The sequence below is a fragment of the uncultured Chloroflexus sp. genome, from assembly GCF_937951745.1.
GTDB lineage: Bacteria > Chloroflexota > Chloroflexia > Chloroflexales > Chloroflexaceae > Chloroflexus.
On the sequence record NZ_CALFBQ010000004.1, the window covers coordinates 38,356 to 59,055 of the forward strand.

General features: G+C 58.9%; 13 protein-coding genes. 6 read left to right on the forward strand and 7 right to left on the reverse strand.

The annotated features are described in order from the left end of the window. Positions 1-15: 15 nt before the first annotated feature. Positions 16-4,215 (reverse strand): adenylate/guanylate cyclase domain-containing protein, encoded by a 4,200-nt coding sequence (locus tag Q1A59_RS01425; protein WP_299643520.1) that lies wholly within the window; start codon positions 4,213-4,215, stop codon positions 16-18. A gap of 301 nt (positions 4,216-4,516) precedes the next feature. On the opposite strand from Q1A59_RS01425, the gene nadA reads away from it, so the two are divergent. The 3 genes from nadA to nadC all read left to right on the forward strand — a co-directional run bounded on the left by nadA (position 4,517) and on the right by nadC (position 8,100). Next, positions 4,517-5,488 (forward strand): quinolinate synthase NadA, encoded by a 972-nt coding sequence (nadA, locus tag Q1A59_RS01430; protein WP_298400903.1) that lies wholly within the window; start codon positions 4,517-4,519, stop codon positions 5,486-5,488. A gap of 38 nt (positions 5,489-5,526) precedes the next feature. After that, on the forward strand, positions 5,527-7,152 hold the full coding sequence (gene nadB, locus Q1A59_RS01435) for an L-aspartate oxidase (RefSeq protein ID WP_298400900.1): 1,626 nt from the start codon (positions 5,527-5,529) through the stop codon (positions 7,150-7,152). A gap of 96 nt (positions 7,153-7,248) precedes the next feature. Next, the gene (nadC, locus tag Q1A59_RS01440) at positions 7,249-8,100 is read left to right on the forward strand and encodes a carboxylating nicotinate-nucleotide diphosphorylase (protein ID WP_298400897.1); all 852 of its coding nucleotides are present in this window, start codon (positions 7,249-7,251) and stop codon (positions 8,098-8,100) included. A gap of 7 nt (positions 8,101-8,107) precedes the next feature. On the opposite strand, the gene Q1A59_RS01445 is transcribed toward nadC, so the two are convergent. The 3 genes from Q1A59_RS01445 to Q1A59_RS01455 all read right to left on the reverse strand — a co-directional run bounded on the left by Q1A59_RS01445 (position 8,108) and on the right by Q1A59_RS01455 (position 12,239). After that, the gene (locus Q1A59_RS01445) at positions 8,108-9,184 is read right to left on the reverse strand and encodes a radical SAM protein (protein WP_298400894.1); all 1,077 of its coding nucleotides are present in this window, start codon (positions 9,182-9,184) and stop codon (positions 8,108-8,110) included. 203 nt (positions 9,185-9,387) lie between these two features. Continuing rightward, complete coding sequence (locus tag Q1A59_RS01450; RefSeq protein ID WP_299643525.1) at positions 9,388-11,367, reverse strand: ATP-binding protein; 1,980 nt, start codon at positions 11,365-11,367, stop codon at positions 9,388-9,390. Positions 11,368-11,558: 191 nt separating this feature from the next. Next, positions 11,559-12,239, reverse strand: a complete 681-nt coding sequence (locus Q1A59_RS01455; RefSeq protein ID WP_298400889.1) for a response regulator transcription factor — start codon at positions 12,237-12,239, stop codon at positions 11,559-11,561. Positions 12,240-13,146: 907 nt separating this feature from the next. On the opposite strand from Q1A59_RS01455, the gene Q1A59_RS01460 reads away from it, so the two are divergent. Together Q1A59_RS01460 and Q1A59_RS01465 are read left to right on the forward strand one after the other, a co-directional pair. Then, on the forward strand, positions 13,147-13,461 hold the full coding sequence (locus Q1A59_RS01460; protein WP_298400886.1) for a hypothetical protein: 315 nt from the start codon (positions 13,147-13,149) through the stop codon (positions 13,459-13,461). Positions 13,462-13,499: 38 nt separating this feature from the next. After that, positions 13,500-13,862 carry a hypothetical protein gene (locus Q1A59_RS01465; protein WP_298400883.1) on the forward strand — a complete coding sequence of 121 codons (363 nt, stop codon included), beginning with the start codon at positions 13,500-13,502 and terminating at the stop codon, positions 13,860-13,862. Positions 13,863-14,307: 445 nt separating this feature from the next. Here the strand turns inward: Q1A59_RS01465 and Q1A59_RS01470 are convergent, their stop codons facing one another. After that, complete coding sequence (locus Q1A59_RS01470) at positions 14,308-15,816, reverse strand: arginine decarboxylase (protein ID WP_298400880.1); 1,509 nt, start codon at positions 15,814-15,816, stop codon at positions 14,308-14,310. Positions 15,817-16,911: 1,095 nt separating this feature from the next. Here Q1A59_RS01470 and Q1A59_RS01475 point away from each other — a divergent pair. Further along, positions 16,912-18,714: a peptidoglycan DD-metalloendopeptidase family protein gene (locus Q1A59_RS01475; protein WP_298482164.1), complete on the forward strand. Its 1,803-nt coding sequence runs from the start codon at positions 16,912-16,914 to the stop codon at positions 18,712-18,714. On the opposite strand, the gene Q1A59_RS01480 is transcribed toward Q1A59_RS01475, so the two are convergent. Both Q1A59_RS01480 and Q1A59_RS01485 read right to left on the reverse strand, forming a co-directional pair. After that, complete coding sequence (locus tag Q1A59_RS01480) at positions 18,701-19,480, reverse strand: hypothetical protein (RefSeq protein ID WP_299643531.1); 780 nt, start codon at positions 19,478-19,480, stop codon at positions 18,701-18,703. The genes Q1A59_RS01475 and Q1A59_RS01480 overlap by 14 nt on opposite strands. Next, complete coding sequence (locus tag Q1A59_RS01485) at positions 19,477-20,535, reverse strand: ABC transporter ATP-binding protein (protein WP_298400874.1); 1,059 nt, start codon at positions 20,533-20,535, stop codon at positions 19,477-19,479. The genes Q1A59_RS01480 and Q1A59_RS01485 overlap by 4 nt, the downstream gene beginning before the upstream one ends. Between the last annotated feature and the right edge of the window lie 165 nt (positions 20,536-20,700).

Below are 20,700 nucleotides of genomic sequence, written 5' to 3' on the forward strand. Positions count from 1 at the left end.
AATGCTCCTTCCAAGTTATGCAGGTAACGCCACGGCGAAGGTGAGATCGCGCTGAGCATCAAGTTCGGTAAAGATGGCGATTGCTTCGGCGCGAGCGATGGCCGCAGTAGCATCGTCGTGACGGGCGAGTGCCAGCCGTGCTTGCTGATATCGAACTTTGCCTAACTCATAGCGATTATCTAGTTGGGCCAAGGTGGAGCTGCTGCGGGCAAAGAGATCTTCTGCAACATCAAGATCGCCGCATGCTAAAGCTATCTCGCCAAGCACACGATCAGCAATTGCCGAGTCGTCGGCTTGGCCGAGTTCTTCTGCAATAGCCAATGAACGATGAGCGTTAGCGCGGGCTTGAGTAAGATCACCCAAGACCAACGCCGCTAAAGCGGCTAAGCGCAAGACTTCGGGTAAGAAACTGCGGGCATTGATCGCTTCGAGATCGGCAATTGCCGCCTGAAACAGTTTGAGCGCCTCGGCAGCGCGGTCTTGATAGAGTAGCACTTCGCCGCGGTTATACTTTGTTACTGCAACCCCGAGGCGTGAACCGAGGTGGGCAAAGAGTTCACTGGCTCGCTGGTACAATGCGCCGGCCCGGTCGAGTTGGTTACGTCCTACTAATACTACCGCCAGATTGTTGGCCGTGCGAGCCGTGGCTAACACATCGCCAATGTTTTCTGAGATCGCCATCGATTGCTCGAACACGGCAATAGTCTCGGCCCATCGTCCGGCTTGGGTGTAGACGCGGCCAAGGTCGTTGAGCACATCACACAAGCCGGCTGGCATATTTGCCTGTTCGTAGAGGGTGCGCGCTTGGTTGAGCGTTTCGATCGCTTGGGCGCGGTCTCCTTGATCATTGGCAATATTACCGATAATCTTGAGCGCGCGCGCCTGATCGGTGGCGCTGCCGTTTTGCGCCGCCAATTCGTAGCCGATCCGCGCCCATTCCATGGCATGGGTGTAATCACCGGTGCGGTACGCGATGCCGGTGCCGAGAATGTAGCAGCGCGCCGTCTCTGCTTGCAAGCCGCGATGGGCGCGGGCCATGCCTTCGGTCAACCGATCGAACGCGGCTTGATAGCGTGAGCGCCGCTCTTCCACTGTGGCCAGCATGCGGTGCATACGCAACCAGCGTTCGCTGACCGGTTCGTCTCCTACCGGTAGACTGAGCTGCAGCGCCTCGTGGAAGTGATGTTCCGCTTGATCGTATTCACCCAATACCAGATGTAGTTCGCCGATCGCTTCATGGATCGCGGCCACGTGATCGATCAGTTGCGCAGGCGGTAAGACCGTCGTTAGCCGTGGCGCGATGTTGAGCGCGGTGGTATACAGGGCGAGCGCGTCGCGGTTGGCGAAGCGCCGGCGGGCTTGCTCGGCAGCTTGCACGTGATAGCGCAAGGCAGGTTGCCACTCTTCGGCTTGCAGAAAGTGCCATGCCAGCACGGCGTACTGTTCTTCGAGCTGCTGGGCTGCGATGGTTTCGATCCGACGGGCAACACGGGCGTGCAGAGTGCGGCGGCGGGCGTAGAGAATCCCTTCGTAGGCGACATCGCGCAGCAGCGCATGGCGGAAGATGTAGGCTAAAATCCGCTCTTGCTGGTCGGCTTGGATCAATTCGCCTTCAATCAGGCGTTGGATGCTCTCGTCCAGCGCAGGTGGGTTTGAATACACTCCTTCCACCACCGGGCGCGGAAAGCGACGCCCAATCACTGAAGCAACCTGCACCAGCTCTTGGCGCGGTTCGTCGAGTCGGTCAAGTCGGGCGATCAGTAGACCTTCGATGCTGCGCGGCAGCTCGATTTTCTCGATTGGTTGCGTTAGTTGCCATACGCCGCTTTCTGCGTTGCGCACCAGTAAGCGGTCACGCACTAACGCGCGTACCAACTCTTCGATAAAGAAGGGATTGCCTTGGGTGCGCTCGAGTAGCGGCAAGATATCGTTGGGCGGCGGCCCGCCAAGGAGCGCTGCGAGCAAGGCTTGGCTATCGCTTAGCGGCAATTCGCCTAACTCGATTCGGATGGTGTTGGGGAGCGTTTCCCAAGGTGTAGGCGATGCCATTTCGGGACGGTAGGTGAGGGTTAAAGCGAGTGCTCTGCCCTGAGCGGCTTTGCTGAGGCGTTCGAGCACTTCGAGCGAGGGTGAGTCGGCCCAATGGCAATCTTCGAGCACCAACAAAACTGGCTCACGCTTAGTTGTAGCGAGAAAAATATCAACGATTAGCTCTTGCAGCCGGTCGTGCCGTTGTTGAGGCGATAAGCCGGCGGTGAGCGGCGTATCAGCCAGTGGCAGGCCGAGCGTATCAGACAGCAACGGTGTAAACCGGCTGGAATCCGGCACGAGCCGTTCGACGCGGGCAACCGTGTCAGCAGCTAATTGGGCTGGTGCGGCGCGCAGGTCAAGTCCTAGCGCATTCGTCAGCGGCGCGCGAATCGTGGCGTAGGCGGTGCGCTGTTCGTAACTCTGGCAATCGCCAAACAGGATCGTAAACGATGGTACATCTTCGGTCGCATGATCGTGTTCGGTAGAAGCGATGACTAAGCGCTGGATCACCTCCTCGGCTAGGCGAGATTTACCGGCGCCAGCTTCGCCGACAATGGCAATCGTCGCGCCTTGCCCGTTCAACGCTGCTCGGGCTGCCGTTAACACACGTGCCAATTCGGCATCTCGCCCGATCAGTGGCGCAACCGTCAACTGTTCGAGGTGATGGCGCGTGGTAACTGTGGCAATCTGTACTACCTTGGCCGGTGTGACCGCTTCACGAAACCCCTTGAGGTGCAGCGGTGTTCCTGCCTCAAGCACAAATTGACCTTCGATGGCTGTCTGCGTGCTTGGTGAAAGGTAGATCGCGCCGTCAGGCGCAGCGGCCATCAGACGAGCCGCGAGATTGACCGCCGGCCCCATAACGGTGTATTCATACCGCGTTGCTCCGCCGACCCGTCCGGCAAAGACGGTACCGGTATTGATACCGATCTTCTGGGCCAGCGGTGGCGTAGTCGGGCCGAGTAAGGTGGCAATCTCGGCGTTGACTTCAGAGAGTGTCTCGCGCAACTCGATTGCACAACGCACGGCCCGCGTCGGGTCGTCTTCGTGAGCAGTCGGTGCTCCGAACAACGCCATCAACTTGTCGCCATGGGTGTACATATCGACTTTGTTGATGATGCCATCGTAGCGATGCACAACTGCCTGCATGCGCCGGTAGTAGGCGTTGAAAACGGTAGCGGCTAGGTTAGGATCAGAATCGAGCACCGCAAGGTAGTGGGAAAAATCGTGGACATTGGCAAAGAGTACGGTAACCGGGCGAAACTCACCTAACTCGCCGGCAGCAGGGTCGAGAAAGCGCCGGGGCAGGCGATACACGAGGTAGGGTTGCAATGCCGCTAATTGGTGGGCCAAGCGATTGAGGGTGGCCAGATCGTTGGGGCCGTCGAGCGGTAATGGCAGTGGCGGCGCAATCATAGCTTGGGTAAAGGCTAGCTCATGGAGCCGATAAAATCCATCGCGCCGCGCCTCAATATGCGGCTGAGCAAGCAATCGGGCCGTTTGTTCCGTAATCACCACTTCACCGGGCGCAGCAATCTCTTGCGCGAGGGCCACCCGGTTCACTTCCGGCCCGGTCACCACCAGTTCGATATGGCTCTGATCACCGACTTCGGCGGCAAAGACACGTCCGACATGCACGCCAACCCGCAGCCGCAGTGTAAAGGTTCCGGTCCGGGTTTCAAGATTGGCGAATTCAGCCATGCGCGTTTGCATCGCCAAGGCCGCCGTACAAGCCGCGGTCGCATGCTGATCGCCGAGTGTAGCAGCATCGAAAAAGACAGTCAGGGCATCGCCGCCAAACTTGAGCAGCGCCCCGCTCCGTGCTTGCACTTCATGCAGCAGCGCGGCAAATAGTCGGTTGACAACTGCTGAAACTTCTTCGGCTCCTTGCCGGCCAAGCACCGATAACCGTTCGGAGAGAGCAGTGAAGCCGGATAGATCGGCAAAGAGGAGCGATCCTTCCCAGAACGCACCGGTGGTGCGTCCGGGTTGCGGATCGGCGAGTTGGCTCTGCACAATGCGGGCCGGAATGTAGGCAGCGTGGGCGGCCAAGCGTGCGCGTAGATCGCGCCCAAGGCGTGCGCGCATCGGTAGGGGCAGATCGTTGACCGCAGTAAGCTCAGCAATCTGCTGGTCATCAAGGTGAATGATGAGATCGTGCCATTGCGTCAGCGAACCCGTCATGACGGCTTCCATATTCGACCTCGGCGACGTGAGAGCCGTTTGTATCTATATCTGTAAACGAATCGTCGCCGAAGATTGTTTCGCGGTAATGTATTCATCATGTTCGGAATAAGTGTGCTCAGCGGTTAGATGGTTTATGGTTGTGCTCTCATTGTGCAACCAAAGTAGGAAAAAGAGAAGAGGCTAGATAGCCTAAGTTGGATAAAAAATTTTTAGTGACCTCTTGACAATATCTCGCTAGGGGTGTATACTCATCGCAATTATTAAAAGTGTAATAATAACACTAATTGGAGAACGTCCCATGGTCGCCCAGCTCTACGAAACGACCGGCGTCACCGCTGCCGAATTAATAGCCGAGATTAACGACTTGCGCCGCCGGCGCAATGCCATCATTTTGGCTCACAATTACGAATACGGCGAGATTCAGGAGATCGCCGATTACGTTGGCGACTCGCTTGGCATGGCGCAGGCTGCCGCCCGCACCAACGCCGATGTGATTGTGGTCTGCGGCGTCTACTTTATGGCTGAAACGGCAGCCATTCTCAACCCGCAGCGCACGGTTCTGATCCCCGATGCTAATGCCGGCTGTTCATTGGCCGATTCGATAACCGTCGAGCAGTTGCGCGCGTGGAAGGCGGCCAATCCCGGCGCGGTGGTGGTGAGCTATGTCAACACTAGCGCCGCCGTTAAGGCCGAGAGTGATTATTGCTGCACGTCGGGCAATGCCGAGCGGGTGATCAATGCGATCCCGGCTGATAAGACCATCCTCTTCTTGCCGGATATGTTCCTTGGCAGCTACTTGCGCCAAAAGACGGGCCGTCCGCTCAAGATTTGGGCCGGCGAGTGTCACGTTCACGCTGCTATCCGCCCTACAATGATCGAGCAGAAGCGGGCGGCGATGCCTGATGCCGAGTTTCTGATTCACCCGGAATGTGGGTGTGTGAGCAGCGCGATGGACTATCTGGCCCGTGGTGCGATAGATAGTCGCGGTACCCATATTCTCTCAACCGAGGGTATGATCGCGCATGCCAGTCGCTCGCCGGCCAGCCGCTTCGTGGTTGCTACCGAGATCGGTGTGCTCCATCGGATGCGCAAGGCTAATCCTGACAAACAGTTTGTACCGATTGATGAGTCGATCAGTTGTCGCTACATGAAGATGATCACGCTCGAAAAGGTGCGCGATAGTTTGCGCGATTTGCGCGAACCCGTCACCGTGCCGCCGGACATTGCCGCGCGCGCGCGAGTCGCGATTGACCGGATGTTGGCGTTGTAGTCGTGGCAATGCACCGCATTGTCGCCGGAGGACTCACAATGCAATCTATCTCTGCCCCGCGGAGTGCGTTACCATCGCTACCCCCAGCTCGCGAACGGCGCGTTGATGTCTTGGTCATTGGCGCCGGCGCGGCTGGCCTGACCGCCGCATTAGCAGCCGCAGCGCGCGGCGCACAGGTTTTGGTGTTGGCCCGTGGTTCGTTGCCGGAAAGCAATTCGGCGTGGGCGCAGGGCGGCATCGCCGCTGCGCTCGATCCGGCTGACTCGCCGGGGATTCACGTTGCCGATACGCTGACTGCCGGCGCCGGTTTGTGTGACGTGGCGGCGGTGTCGGTGTTGGCTCACGAAGCGCCGGCGTTGATGCGGGAATTAGCCGAGCTTGGCGTCCCCTTTGAGCGTGATGCCGATCGGTTTGCATTGGGTTTGGAAGGCGGCCATTCGCGCCGACGCATCGTTCACGTCGGTGATGCTACCGGCTGGGCGGTGACGCAGATGCTGATCGAGCGTGTGCGAGCGATGCCGCTGATTACCGTGTGCGAGCAAGCGCAAGCGGTTGAGTTGCTCACCGCCGGTGAGCGGGTGGTGGGGGCGTTGGTGCGGTTGGTCGGCGGCACGTGGTTGCGGGTGCTCGCTACGGCGACGGTGTTGGCCAGTGGTGGGGCTGGCGCGTTGTATGGCCTCACCAGCAATCAGCCTACGGCGCTGGGTGAAGGGATCGCGATGGCGTATCGGGCCGGCGCGGAAGTGGCCGATATGGAATTCGTCCAGTTTCATCCTACGGTTTACCGTACTCGCGATGGGCAGGGCTTCTTGATCACCGAAGCGGCGCGGGGCGAGGGTGGCTTGCTCTATACGCCAGCGGGCCGTCGCTTTATGCCGGCCTACGATCCGCGCGCCGAATTAGCCCCGCGTGATGTAGTGACGCGCGGTATTGTCGCGGCGATGCAGGCCGAGGGGTGCGATCACGTCTTGCTCGATCTGACCCATCTCCCCGCCGATCTGATCGAACACCACTTCCCGACCATCTGTGCCCGCTTGCGGGCCGATGGGATCGATCCGGTGCGCGATCCGATCCCGGTTGCACCGGCGGCGCACTATCTGATGGGAGGTGTGCGCACCGATCTCAGCGGTGCGACTACTCTGCCCGGCCTGTTTGCTGCCGGCGAGGTGGCATGCACCGGCGTGCATGGCGCGAACCGGCTGGCGAGCAATTCGCTGCTCGAGTGTCTCGTCTTTGGCCGCCGGGCCGGCGAAGCGGCAGCATCGTATCGTGGCCGCGCTGTGCCGCCGCCTGACCCCTTGCCGGTGGCGCCCGTGGCTGTGTCGCCACCGGCTGATTGGCGCAACGCGCTAGCGACGATCATGCGCGCGGCGGGGCCATTGCGCCACGGTGATGGCCTGCGCGCCGCCTTAGCTGCGTTGGAGGCATGGCCGGCCAGCGCCGATCTGACTGATGCTGATGCGCTCACGGCGGTTAATGCCGCCCTGACGGCGCGGCTCATCGTCGCTTCTGCCTTGCTTCGCACCGAGAGCCGTGGCGGCCATTTCCGCCTCGATTACCCGCAGAGTGATGAGGCGTGGCGCAAGCATACCATCTTGTGCCGCGGTACATCACCGGTGTTTGTGCCTGCCATTGCGCCGGCGCCAGCGTTGGCCGCCGATTAAGAGGGGCGCGGAGGCGCAGCGGCGCTGCGCCCCTTCATACCCCTTTACACCCTTCTACCCTATACATCGTCGTTTATGATACGAAACGGAACTCGTATGGAACTTCCCCTACAGGTTATTGATACTGTTGTCGCTCATGCGCTCGCCGAAGACATCGGCAGCGGCGATCTGACCACGCTGGCTGCAATTCCGGCGACTGCGCACATGACCGCTCATCTTGTCACCCGTGAAGCTGGAGTAATTGCCGGCTTGCCGGTGGTGGTCGCTGTCTTTCGCCAGCTTGATCCCAGTGTCAAGGTGCTGCTGCACACCGCCGATGGCGTCGCAGTTGTTGCTGGTGCTACGCTTGCCACCGTGACCGGCCCGGCCCGCAGCATCCTCAGTGGCGAACGGGTGGCGCTCAATCTGTTGCAACGCCTCAGCGGGATTGCCACCGTGACGGCCCAGTATGTGGTGGCAGTGGCCGGCACGCGGGCCCAGATTCTCGATACGCGCAAGACAACGCCGGGTTTGCGAGCGCTTGAGAAATATGCTGTCCGGATGGGCGGCGGGCGCAATCACCGGTTTGGCCTGTATGACGGCGTGATGCTCAAAGACAACCATCTGGCCATCCTTGCCGCACAAGGGATCGATCTGGCAACTGCTATTGCCCGCGTGCGCGCGCAGCTTGGGCCGATGGTGCGGCTCGAGGTTGAAGTTGAGAGCGTCGCTGATGCGATCACTGCCGCTGAAGCCGGAGCCGATCTGATCTTGCTTGATAACATGCCGCTCGACCAGCTCCGCGCAGCGGTGCAGGCGGTAGCCGGTCGTGCGCAGACCGAAGCCAGCGGCGGCGTCAATCTGCAAACGGTGCGGGCGATTGCTGAGACTGGGGTTGATTACATTTCAGTCGGGGCGCTGACCCATTCGGTGCGCGCGCTCGATATTGGGCTCGATTACGCGGCGTAATCGCAGTTTACTCGTCATCAGCTAGACTCTCAACCCGTAATTGCCAGAGCAACCCGCCTAACGCTGGGCCGAACCGGTCAATTAGACGCTGGCGCGTCCGACCCTCTTGGTAGCGCTGATGGGCAAAGCGCTGAATTTGCTGCTCTTCATCGCCGACGCGCAACGTTTGCATCAGTTTGAAGGAGACATCGTTGAGGCCAAAGGTGGCTGCCACATCCACCAAGCGGGCAATCGACTCATAGGGTGGTTCGAGCAAGATGGTAGCGTGCGTGTAGATGCCTTGCTCACGGGCATACGCGATCAACTTGCGGGCCTGTTCACGGCTGCTGGCTGAGTCGAACACACTTGTCGCGGCCAGCGCAAACGTGATCGCTTCGCAGCCGGCTTGCGCCAACCGCCGGATCCGCTCTTCGTGTAGGCGGTCAAGGGCGACGGCAGCTTGCCATTTAATGTTGAAGTGCGCGCCAATCAACTGATCGAGGAACTCATCAAGCCACTGTTCATTGATGGTGATCTCTGGTTCACAAAACAAAAGATGGCGAATGCCAACTTCTTCGACCAGAGCGCGAATCTCTTGGCAGATCTGGCGGGTTGAGCGCATCTGCCATTGGTTATGCATCCGCCAACCGATCACCACCGGCGTCTGCACCTCACCACCCGGTGCGCGCAATTCGTAATGTTCGAGCGAGAGCAAGTGGCGGGCTGGATATGGCAGTTCTTCGCCACTCTGTACGGCCAGCGTGTTGGCGCCGTCAAGCCAAGCTAATACACTGGCGGTGGCTGCTAATGCTTCACTGCCGCTGCGATGCACGAAGAGCGGCAAGATGTCGGGATAGGTTTGGTGAATATGGGAAACGGCTTGCTCAAGAGCGTGGCTATCTTCACCGGCGATAATGACACACTGTGGTTGAAAGGTTTCCAACCGGCGCTGAATTTCTTCCCAACTGCCCAACGGATCGAGCGCGCGATCGTAGATACGCACAATCGCGCGCCGCTGTTCGAGCGCCGCTGCTATATATGCCACCGTGAGCGGCGGAAGATGATTATCATCTTTGCTTGGGAGTGCAATAATCGCGATCTTCACAGTGACTCCGGCCAGTGTTGTGTCGGGTAGCAAACTCTGACATAACGATAGGCGAAGGGATGGGTCGCTAGCACACGTCGCAACTCCTTAATGGTGCAGCGAGCCATCGTAACGTTTCTCTCGTTTTTGCTGGTGATCTCCTTATTGCGAAGTGTAGCATATTTGTGGTCAGATCAATGTGACGACTTTGTCAGAAAGCGTCTTCACTGCGCAATGGCGCCATCATCAGTATTGGCGCTCAACGCGCGTTCGCGCTGTAACGGCAATGAGAATGAAAAGCGGGTTCCTTTGCCTACTTCACTGTATGCGATCCAAATGTTACCGTTGTGCGCTTCGACAAACTGCTTACAGATTGCCAATCCTAGTCCTAAATGCAGCCCTTTTGAAATGCCGTTGCCGCCGCTGTAGAACGATCGGAAAACCTTGTCAAATTGTTCGGGCGGAATGCCATTGCCGGTGTCAGTGACGTGAATATGGATGTATGGGTGTTGCAATTCGGCGCTGACGGTAATCTTCCCGCCGGCAGCGGTCGCTTTGGCGGCGTTTTCGATCAGATTCACTAAGACTTGGCTAATCCGTTCTTCATCAGCCACGATATCAGGCAACTGATCGGGAACTTCCCACACCAATTCGATATCACGCTCTTTGACCTGTTGTTGCTGCTGCATACAGGGGGCAATAATTAGGTCAATCACATTGGTGCGCACTAGATTCAGCTTGAGCTGGCCGGTTTCCGATCGGTTCAGGTCAATCAATTCGGCGATCCGTTTAGCTAGCCGGCGGGCGCTGCTATCTACTTCTTGCAGAAATTCACGCTGGCGTTCATTGAGTTTCCCGATACTGTCGCTCTCTTTCAACACGATTTTGAGGTAGCCTTGCAACGTGTTGAGCGGGTTGCGCAATTCGTGAGATACTTTAGCGATAAACTCACGGCGCTGCTGTTCCTGCATCTTTTGGCTGGTTATGTCATGTAATACCAGCACGGCAAGGCGCTTATCCGGCGAGGTGCTGACGAGGGTGCCATGAATCCGATAGTACCGTTTGTCATCATCATTGCCATCATGCACCTCCCAGATGCGCGAGTCGCCTGCCTGATGAAGGTAGGTGGCGAAGTCGGCCAATTGGGTGGCCAACCTGCCATTGTGGGCCGCGCTTTGCGCCAAGGCCCGGCGCGCGATGGCATTGTCGAGATAGACAGCCCCTTGATCGTCGTAGACAATCAGGCCATCGGCCATGTCGTGCAACACGGTGCTGAGCATCGCCTGCTGCCGGCTCAACTCGACGTGCAGTTCGGCGTTGCGGATAGCGATCATGGCTTGAATGCTGAACGATGTCAGATGGCGTTCTTCGGCCAGCGAAAACGCCTCTTCTTGGTGACTGACCACGCTTAACGCGCCATGCACATAGTTAGGTTGTTCAGGATCGAACAGGGGAACGCTGAGCGCAGCGCGAAACCCATAGTGAGCAAGCACGGCCCATTCTGGCCGCTGCTCGATCTCGTGTTGATCGAGCAAGATGGTGCGCTGGCTGGCAATAACAGCCTGCGCGAGCGTGTTCGCCCAATCGGCGGCATGGCGATTGGCATGCAGGATCCGGTGTTCGAGATCGGTGCGCCGTATCAGGCTCAGGGCCGCGTCATCGATCCGTTGCACTCCTAGCATATAAGCCAGCGAGTCGAGAATTTGACGCAAAACATCATCGAGGCTCAGTGAGCTGCTGATCGCGCGCAAACTTTCGCCAAGCGCTTCCATCCGGCGCAACCGATCGCGCAAATCATTGTTAGACGCCTCAAGGCTGGCGACCTGTTGCTTCTGCTCGCGGCGCAGGTGTTCGTAACGCGCGCGCCATTCGCGTGCAGCTAGGTTGCGCTGGTTGCCAAACAAAATCAATGCCGCGATGGTCGCGGCACTGATGAGAAAACTGCCGAATGAAGCGAGATTGCTGAACATTCCAGAACCGGGCAGGGCCAGCATTGGGAGATCAAGGGCGAACAACAGCCCAACGAGTCCCGGTACTAGCGCTAACCACAATGAATAGAAGCGATAGCGCCATGCGCGTAGCGCGCTGATGCCCTGAATGACGACTATGGCGGGAGTTAAGCCGGCGGTGGCGATACACCAGCCGAGCGCAATGACATCACCGATCCCGGCGAACAGCAACAGCCGCCCTGTTAACGGAGCCATGCGACGGATCCAGAACAGGAACCCGATATTCACGACTGCGTAGCCGATCAGAACCCAGAGAATCGGTGGCGATAGGTCGAATTGTGTCAGCGCCCAACTCAATCCTAGTGCCGGCAACGGCAATAGGCGACGAGTGATAGTTTGAAGTTGCTCGGTATTAGACCGCATAATGGCCGGTGAGATGCCATAGTTCACGGTTCAAACTTGTAGCCAAGGTTGCGTACCGTAATCACGTGGCGGGGATGATCCGGATCTTCTTCTACTTTCGTGCGTAAGCGCCGAATGTACACGGCGACAAGGTTGCTCTCGCCTTCGTAGTCGTAGCCCCAGACTTTACTCAAAATTTGGGTCACGTTCAAAATGCGGCCAGCATTTTTCATCAAATAATACAGCAGGCGAAATTCAAGGGGGGTCAATTCAACGACGCGACCATCGGTAAAGATGACTTTGTGCTCGACCGGATCGAGCGTAATATTGCCTTGGCTGAGGCGGGTTGACGTATTCAGCATATCGGCGTTGCGCCGCCGCAAGACGGCCTCAACGCGGGCTAATAACTCCGATGGCTCATACGGTTTGACCAAGTAGTCATCGCCGCCGATTTGCAGACCCGTCACCCGATCTTGTAGTTGCGATCGTGCCGATAGAAAGATAATGGGTACATCAGAATTGCGCCTAATCTGCCGGCAGACTTCAAAGCCATCGATCTTGGGCATCATGATGTCGAGCAGGATCAGATCGGGATTGTGCTGCTCGATGACTTGCATAATACTGGTGGCGTCGTGTGCACGGAGAACCCGGTAGCCAGCTTCCTCAAGCAGATACGAGGTTAATTTAGCGCTGGGAATGTCATCATCAACCACCAAAATATTCATGGAACGCTCCCCGTTTGATTTTAATGCGCACACCAATAGCGCCTGCATATGACAGCTTATTCATTGTACCACTTGCCGATCGCTTTGGGTAGAGTGGTAACATTAAAAACTTGTGCCTGCTCTCATGCTGCCTTCGGGAGCACACCGGCCATTGCTAAGCATGTCGTTGTAGCTTGGTATCGTCGTGCTAACTGAGCAATCATGCGGCGGAATCCTAAGGCATAGGGTTCCGCTCTCTCCGCTCGCTCCGTAGCTCTGGGGGAGCGTTGTCTGCTGATCCTATGCGCTCGCCGTAGCGAAGACGTTTTGAGGACGCTTGAGCGTTACCATGCAGATTGTCGCGGAACGTCTCGTTCTGATCGGTGCAGAGCCGTTGGTGCGCTCTCGTGTACCAAGCTCAGAGGTGATCTCATACTACGAACTACTGATCGCCGGGTGTTGCTAGCCATTCCATTCATTCGGTTTGCCGATGCATTGGGCAACACCACCAGCAGCTTGGTGCCTGTCTGCGTTCGGGATGACCGATCCGCGCGCTCGTTCCTATTCGGCCAGACTTCTTCCGGCCAACTTCCCGTCGTCGCGGGAACAGGCTGGCCTGCGTTTGCAATGGTAACCTCCAGCAGACATTCGTCGGCGCCATTAAGACTGAACTGCCCAGCGAGCAGATCGTTTGCGCCAACTAGCCCTATCCCGGCTTTGCCGCCGGAACGAAACCGCTCGTGCTGGGTACGAGTATGCCGCCAACATCGAAGTCGAGCGACATAGTTCTCTTTGCATCGTTTTGTTGGCGCATTTCCTCTCTGGTATTCTGTTCAATGTACGTGGAGGTCATCATGATAAAGATTCTGTCTGCTCGTTGCCCTCCTATTGTGCGGTGGTGCTGTTCGCGCAGCAGCATACGCAGCCCGTGTACGCAGCCGGCTCTGTTGTCAATTCGCTGGCGAATAACACGACGAACGACACGTCACGCACTCTGCGCGAAGCGATTCTAGCGGCGAACAATACTCCGGCCAACGCCAACTGCGGCGCAGGGAGCGCCGGCAACGATACCATCACCTTCGGCGTGTTCGTCCCGCTCACGCTGATCTCGTTTCTGCCGAATATTGTGAGCGGCGCGGGATTACTGACGATTGATGGCGGCGGGAACAGCACTATCAGCGGCAATAATGCGGTGCGGGTGCTGATGGGTGATAGGGCGCCAATCTTACCCTGCGCAACCTGACCATCGCTAATGCGAGTACTCCATTGAGCAGCGGAGGTGTGGTCAATAATGGCACATTGACGGTCAGCAACCGCACCCTCTCAGGCAATAATGCTGGTAGCGGCGGTGGCATTATCAACTTCAACAGCGGCACGCTGATGGTCGCTAATAGTACCTTTTCTGGCAATAGGGCAACCTTTGGCGGCGGTATTGACAACGCCGGTGATGTATTGACAGTGGTAAACATCACCTTTTCTGGCAATAGCGCCGCCAACAGCGGTGGTGGAATCTACAACAACTCCGGCAGCACGCTAATAGTGAATAACAGTACCTTATCTGCTGGCAGCGCCACAAACGGCGGCGGCAGGGACGGTCTCGGACTGGCCTCACAACTTCAGGGGCAGACAGAACCTAGGGTGTAGATACGGTTGATAGCTTTGCAATGAGCCGTTTCACCCTCACCCCTAGTCTCTCTTCCACTGGCGCGAGAGAATGGGTGCGGCAAGAGGTTGCTGCTCGCTACGGTGTACTCTCTTCCACCGGCGCGAGAGAATGGAGCAGAGTTAAGCTTTGAGGCATTGCACAGCGATCAACCGTTGTACTCGACCAAATTTTTGTTCGCCCCTCAACCCCCACAACGGAGGGGCAGGTCTGAAATCAGTTCGCGATAAGCATCGGGGTGGTGCCAATTACTGCCAGCGCACCGGCGACCCTTGCTGCTGGCGGTGTTTGCCGGGTTGATGCGAATGAGGCTATCGTTGAAAGTAATGAGCGTAACGATCATGACCCCGCCAACACGGCGATGGTGCATCCGGCTGATCAGTCGCGGATGGGGGGCGACGCAGAGCGTCGCCCCACGCTGATGCCTTACACCGACAGCGCTCGCTCGCGTATCCGGCGCCGGGCCGGCAAGATGGCAGGCCGGGCCGGTTGCCGGAATGGCAGTGGCTGAGGTAGGGCAGTCGGTTGGGGTCGGTAGCCGAGCAGGCGCATAATGGCGGCCTGATCTTGCTGAGGTGTGATCCGTGAGCTGAGCCGCCCGTCGCGCTCTTCGACGATAAACCGGGCCGCTTCGGGAGTGAGGCAGTGGTGCGCGCCGCCGCGCCCTGAAATCATCTGCTGGTACGCGCCAATGCCGAAGATGGCTAGCACAAGGCCACCTTCGGTAGCCGGCAGCCACAACGGTGCCTGTGCGGGTCGCGGATAGATGTCGTCGCTGTCGCAGGTGCGCCGGCCCGCCAGCCGCACCGGACGCACCGGCTGGTCCCAATCGGTCAGCGGCAAGATCACAAACTCCTGCCCGCTCACAAACAGGGTGTCAGGCAACATGACCATCATTGAGCCATTGACCAGATACCAATCGGGTTGGCCGGCGTGACCTGCCTTGACCGCGCCAACCTCGACCAGATAGGCGCTGTGGGTAGCGACGGTGTAGCGGCCAAACTCGCCGATTAATTCCGGCGCCGGTACGCCATACTCAGCGCAAAGGTCGCGGATGGTCGCCATTAGCCGGCTCAGGAAACGCTGATAATCAAACGTGAAAGTCAACTGGTATCCAGAGGTGGGCATCCCGCCGCCGAAGTTGAAATACCGCAGGGTCGGCACCCGCTGGCGCAGCCGGCAGTAGTTCTCGATTGAAGCGCGTAGGGTTGTGAGGAAGTGGGCTTCGTCTTCGATCTGGCTGCCGATCATCGCGTGGTACAGCACCAGCACGTGGTGGCTATCAGCAATCAATTCCGCCGCCCGCTCGATCTCGGTGGTGGTCAAGCCAAAGCGGTCGTTGCCGGGATGGCGGCCATCGCGGTTGCCGGCGGCGCGCTCGCGCACACCGAATTGAAGCGGCACGGGTGTGGCGAGCAAATCGCGCAGCTCGTCAAGATCATCGAGCACCGGGATCACCGTCTCGCACCCGTCAAGGCGAAAGTTGCGGATCGCATCGCGGTAGGCCGGCTCTTTCGAGCCATTACAGCAGATCAGCCGGTCTGCCGGCAAAATCCCTTGCCGCCAGAGACCATGGGCGATAATCAGGTCAGCCGTCGCCGAGGTTTCGTAGTGCGCACCGGCGGCCAGCGCCGTCTGCACCGCTTCGGCGGCGAAATTGGCTTTGGTGGCGTAGGCGTAGTGGAACGCGGCTGGGTATTCGGTCGCGGCGCGTGCTTGCTCTGCCCAGCCGATCATGCGTTGCACTTGGGCGGTAATTTGGGGCGTATAAACCACTTCAAGCGGTGCGCCATGTTGGCGCGCCAGCCGGTTTAAGTTGAGACGATCGCCGAAGTAGAGCTCACCGTCGTAGCGGCTCACGAAATCGGTCAGGCGGCCCTCACCGGCAAAGCCGGTCTGCTGTGCAATCAGGTCAGCAAAGGTTAGCGTCTTCAACTTACCACATTCCTCCGCAATACGAGGCGGGTATTACCCGCAGAGCGAAAACAAGGCAAGACGAGATCTACCCCGCATGCAACGGGCAAGATCACAGGCGTGCAATGGCTAGCGCCAACCGAGCACGATCGGCGCTGGCGCAGCCATGAGTTTCAGCGATTCAGCGTCAGGGAAAGAAAAAAGGCCCTGCACCTGATGCAGTGGCCGGGGAAGCGAGAACGCGCAGCGTCACTCGCGCGGCGAGCAGGCAAGGCCTACTGGCGCACGGCTTGCAGGTGTGCAGTTTGGGAAGCGCTGAATCGCGCGTATGTTGTATGCGCCGTCCATACTGCCTCACACTAGCCCACCCGACGCCGTCTTCCACCCGAGGCGACGTTAGTCGCCGTGACGACGATTTCCGCTCGGCGTTCGGTGTTGCGTGTTACGTGTGCCGGGTGCCTTCCCAGAACGCGAAACCCGTAACCCGAACGTAACGGGGGGCGCGAATGACATGGCCGATTGGCTCGACCGAACGTGAATTATACAACCGATAGGAGTAGGAGTCAATAAGTGATCGGGGAAGTTGGGCACGGAATTTCATGTCATTGCGCGTCGCTACAGATGGTGCAGCAACCCCCCGGCGTGAGCGTGCGAGGGGCGTGCCCGATGTCATTGCGCACCGCCAGAGGCGGCGAAGCAATCTCCTGCGCGAGTGGGAACAATGCCTCTGCGGAAACGACCAGCGGCAATGGTCGTGTTCGGGCAGCGAGCGCTTCCGTGCTTGCGGAGGATTGCTTCGGGAGACCGGCTCCCTACAGGTACCGGCACACCCTTGCAATGACATGAAGGAACGGACAGCAGGGAACCCGGCCCTTCAGGGCCGGGCTAGGGTTACGAAGCCTGCGGTGCGGGCTGCTGGCCCTCACCTCCCCCGGCCCCCGTTCCCACCTGACGGCGGGAGAGGAGACGTTTGTTACCGCGAAGGGCACTGAGGACGCAACGGGAAGGGGTAAGGGCCTCCCCTCTCCTAGCGGGGGAGGGGTTAGGGCTGGGGCACATCCCCTCGCGCTGACCTCACTTGACCATCTGGCCGCCTTCGGCTATTCTGCGCATGCTATGCGTCGTTTGTTACTATTGGTCATTATTATCCTCAGCGCATGCGTGGCTCCGCCCCCGCCTCCGCCGCCGGTCACCCCTACCCCGCCGCCGGCGTCGCCGGCGGTGAGCGGTCAGACCACCGCTACTGCCACTGTGACGGCGACGTCGGCGCCAATTGCAACACCGGTTGTTACGCCGCCCGCAGTCATTACCGCAACCCCAGTGCCTGCCGTCCATCCCCTCTTCGACCCACAGCGGCTCAGTTACGACCATCACTTCAGCGCTCCCGAAATCCAAGCTTTTCTCGAGGTGCGCAATAGTCCGCTCGCAACGATGCGGATAGTCATTGGCGGGCGGAGCCAATCCTTTACCGATGTGCTGGTCTCGCTTAGCCATCTCTATAGTGTCAGCCCGCGCTTATTGCTTAGCTTGATGGAATTGCAAAGCGGGGTGTTGAGCACGTCCACGCCGAGCAGCGAGCAATTGGCATGGGCGGCTGGGTTTCGGGGTGAGAATGGCAACCGGCGCGGCGTGTTTAACCAATTGCGCTGGCTGACCCGCGAGTTGCGCGCGGCGATGCGTGATTACGCTTTGCTGGGGCCTGAGGCGCTGCCGCCGCTGACATTTGCCGATGGATCGCAGGTTGCCGCCTCGCCTGACCTTAGCCGCTACGTGCTGAGCCGCGCTCTTGCCCCAACGACGACGCCGGGCCAGCTCGATCCGCTGCTCTGGGCCGTTGCCCCTACCTATCAGCGCCTATTCGACCTCGATCCGCGCCTTGAACCAATTGATTGGCCGGCGCCGTCCGAACCGTTCCTTACCCGACCCACCGAGCGCAACTTCCCGGTCACATCGTTTTTCGATCACGACGCGCCGTTTCTGCGTGAGAACGGTTCAGTGCATACCTTCTGGGGGCGGGCCGAAACCGATCGTTCGTTCGCTTACGATGGCCATACTGGTTGGGATTACGCGCTGGGGCCGCCCGACCGGGTGCTGGCCGCCGCTCCGGGCCGGGTGGTCTTTGCCGGTTTTTCTGATGATGGCTGCCCCACGCCGGCGGGTGGGGTGATTATTGACCACGGCAACGGCTATCGCACGCTCTATTGGCATTTGGCCCGCGTCAGCGTGACTGCGGGTGAAACGGTTGACCGCGGCGCGGTGATCGGGATCGCTGGCGATACCGGTTGCGCGCGTGGCGCGCATCTCCATTTGCAGGTGCAATATCTTGGGCGCGATGTCGATCCGTATGGCTGGTGCGGCACTGATCCCGATCCATGGGCAGTGAATCCGGTGGGGCAGATCAGCGTGTGGTTGTGGGCCGATATGCCCTCGCCGTGCGCGCCGCCGCCTCCCGGCGTGATTGTAGTTGACGATGCCGATCCGGGTTTTCGCGTAAGTGGCGATTGGCAATCGCTTGCGATCGGATACAGTGGCGGCTCCCGCTTTGCCCCGTCGCAACTTGCCGCCAGCACAGCGAGGCCGTGGCGCTTTAGCGATTTTGCTGCACCCCGGGTTGCAATTTGGCAGCCAGCATTGCCGGCTGCCGGTAGCTACCGGGTGCTGGCGTATGTTCCGTTTGCGCTTAATGGCTACGATGATTCACGCGAGGCCCGCTTCTTGATCCGCCACCGCGATGGCGAAACGATCGTGACGGTTGATCTCGAAGCTGAGCGCAACTGGTGGGCCGATCTGGGGGTGTATGTATTCGATCCGGCAGCCACGCCGTTCGTGGCTACCGGCACCTTGGCCGGCGATCGGCAGCGAGGCATCTGGGCCGACGCGATCGCCTTCATACCGGTAGCTGAGCCTACGACGCGCTAAAGAGGAGATCGCGTTGATTGAAAGCGTAGCGGGCTAAGCCAAGAAACGCCAGCAGCAATGAGCATTGGGCCAACAGGTTTGACCACGCCGCTATCTGTGCGAAAGCCCGGCTGATGCTCAACTGATACCCGTAAAAGACCGGTACTAATGGCCCGCTCAGGATTGTCTGAAAGGCGCGCAGCACATTAACTAGGAGGGGGTTGATCTCGGTGAGTTGGTTGATGACCGGCCCGCCGATCACGTTGCTTGATAGGGCGATGGCAACCAAGGCGAGCACGAAGAGCCGCCAGCCGGTTCCAAGCACGAGCGGCGAGAGCAAGAGCGTGAGCGCCGCAACCAGCCCGACGTTCAGGATGAGTGGCAAGGTCGCTAGGAACCATCCGGTCACATCGAGATCGGTTGCGCGATTGATCAGGGCCGCCAAGAGGCAGAGAGTCCCATACATCGCCAATGCGACGGTGACGGCGGCCAAGAATAACCCGATCAGATACGCCCCCCGGCTAACGTTGTGCGCCAAGACGATGTACCCCTGTGGCCGATCGCCAAGACTGATCATATAGCTGGTGGTGACAATCGCCATAGCCGGGCTAAAAAGACCCAACACCGTAAACAGATAACCGGCGCTCATCGGGGCTCCGGTCGGGCGCAACAAGACGACATAGCAGGCGACAGCGGCTACCACCTCTAGCAAAACTCGCCCCGATCGCAGATATTCTAGCAATGTAAATCCGGCGAGCCGGACAGCTTGCGCGATCGATCGCATCATTGTTTGCCCTCCCTCTGGCTAGGCGGATTGGTACTGCTGCGCTGTAACAGTCGCTTCAACATCGGGTCAATATCGTCAGTTGGCGGTTTGAGCAACGTTTCGCGCAACACTGGGCGGAGGGATGTCACGTTGCCAACCAGTAAATTGTCGACCGGCTCGCCGCGCACGGTGCGCAGATAAATCTGCGCTAACCGGCTCATTTGTGGTTCAAGGGCGTGGATTGACACATTGGCTTCGATCAAGGTCTGCAATACTTTGGCCTGCAACTCAGGCGTATGTGGACTGATTAACACCGCCTGCTCGGTGCATTGCACTTCGCGCCCGATCATTTCCAATCGCTGGCGCAACGGTAGATCGAGTGGCCCAGTTTGCACGATGATGCTGCCAGCGGATTGCCGTACCTCGGCGACGTTGAGTTCGAGCGCAATGTTGCCATTGGTCAGAATGCCGGCGCGGTCGCAGAGATATTCGACTTCGGCTAGTCGATGAGTGCAGAGCAAGACAGTATGACCACGCTGACGTACACCGTTGAGTAGGGTTAGCAACTCTTGCTGACCGTCGAGGTCAAGGCCACTGGTTGGTTCATCGATCAGCAACAGATCGGGATCGGTCAAAAGCGCTTGGGCAATGCCGAAACGCTGGAGCATGCCCTTGGAAAAGGTGCGCAGGTGGCGATTGGCCACCGTGGCGAGTCCGGTCAGTTCAAGAAGTTCGTCAATCCGTTGGCGCAACTGGCTGGCCGGCATCTCATCGAAGCGACCGAGGAAGGTGAGATATTCGCGAGGAGTGTAGTAGCTGTGATAGCGCTGTCGTTCGGGCATATAGCCGATCAGGCGGCGTTGCGCTTCCAAATTGGCGCTGCCGAGCACGCGGATGCGCCCGCTATCGGGGTGCAAGAAGCCGAGCAGCAGATGGATGAGCGTGGATTTGCCAGCCCCGTTTGGCCCTAACAAACCATACACTTCACCGGCGACGACACGCAGATTGACGCCGCGTAATACCGAGACGTGACCGTAACGTTTCGTAAGACCTTCAACGACAATGACATCGGTCATGATGCCGAACTCCGGTGATGATGGCTGCAATGAGCGATGTATGCTACATTATGTGTCAACGTATGCAATGTTGCGAAAGGCGGCATCATCGGTTCATCCGCGCTCGCTCATCTGACTACGAGGATGGTCGGTTTGTTGGGAAGGGCATCGATTTCACCGCGCTAC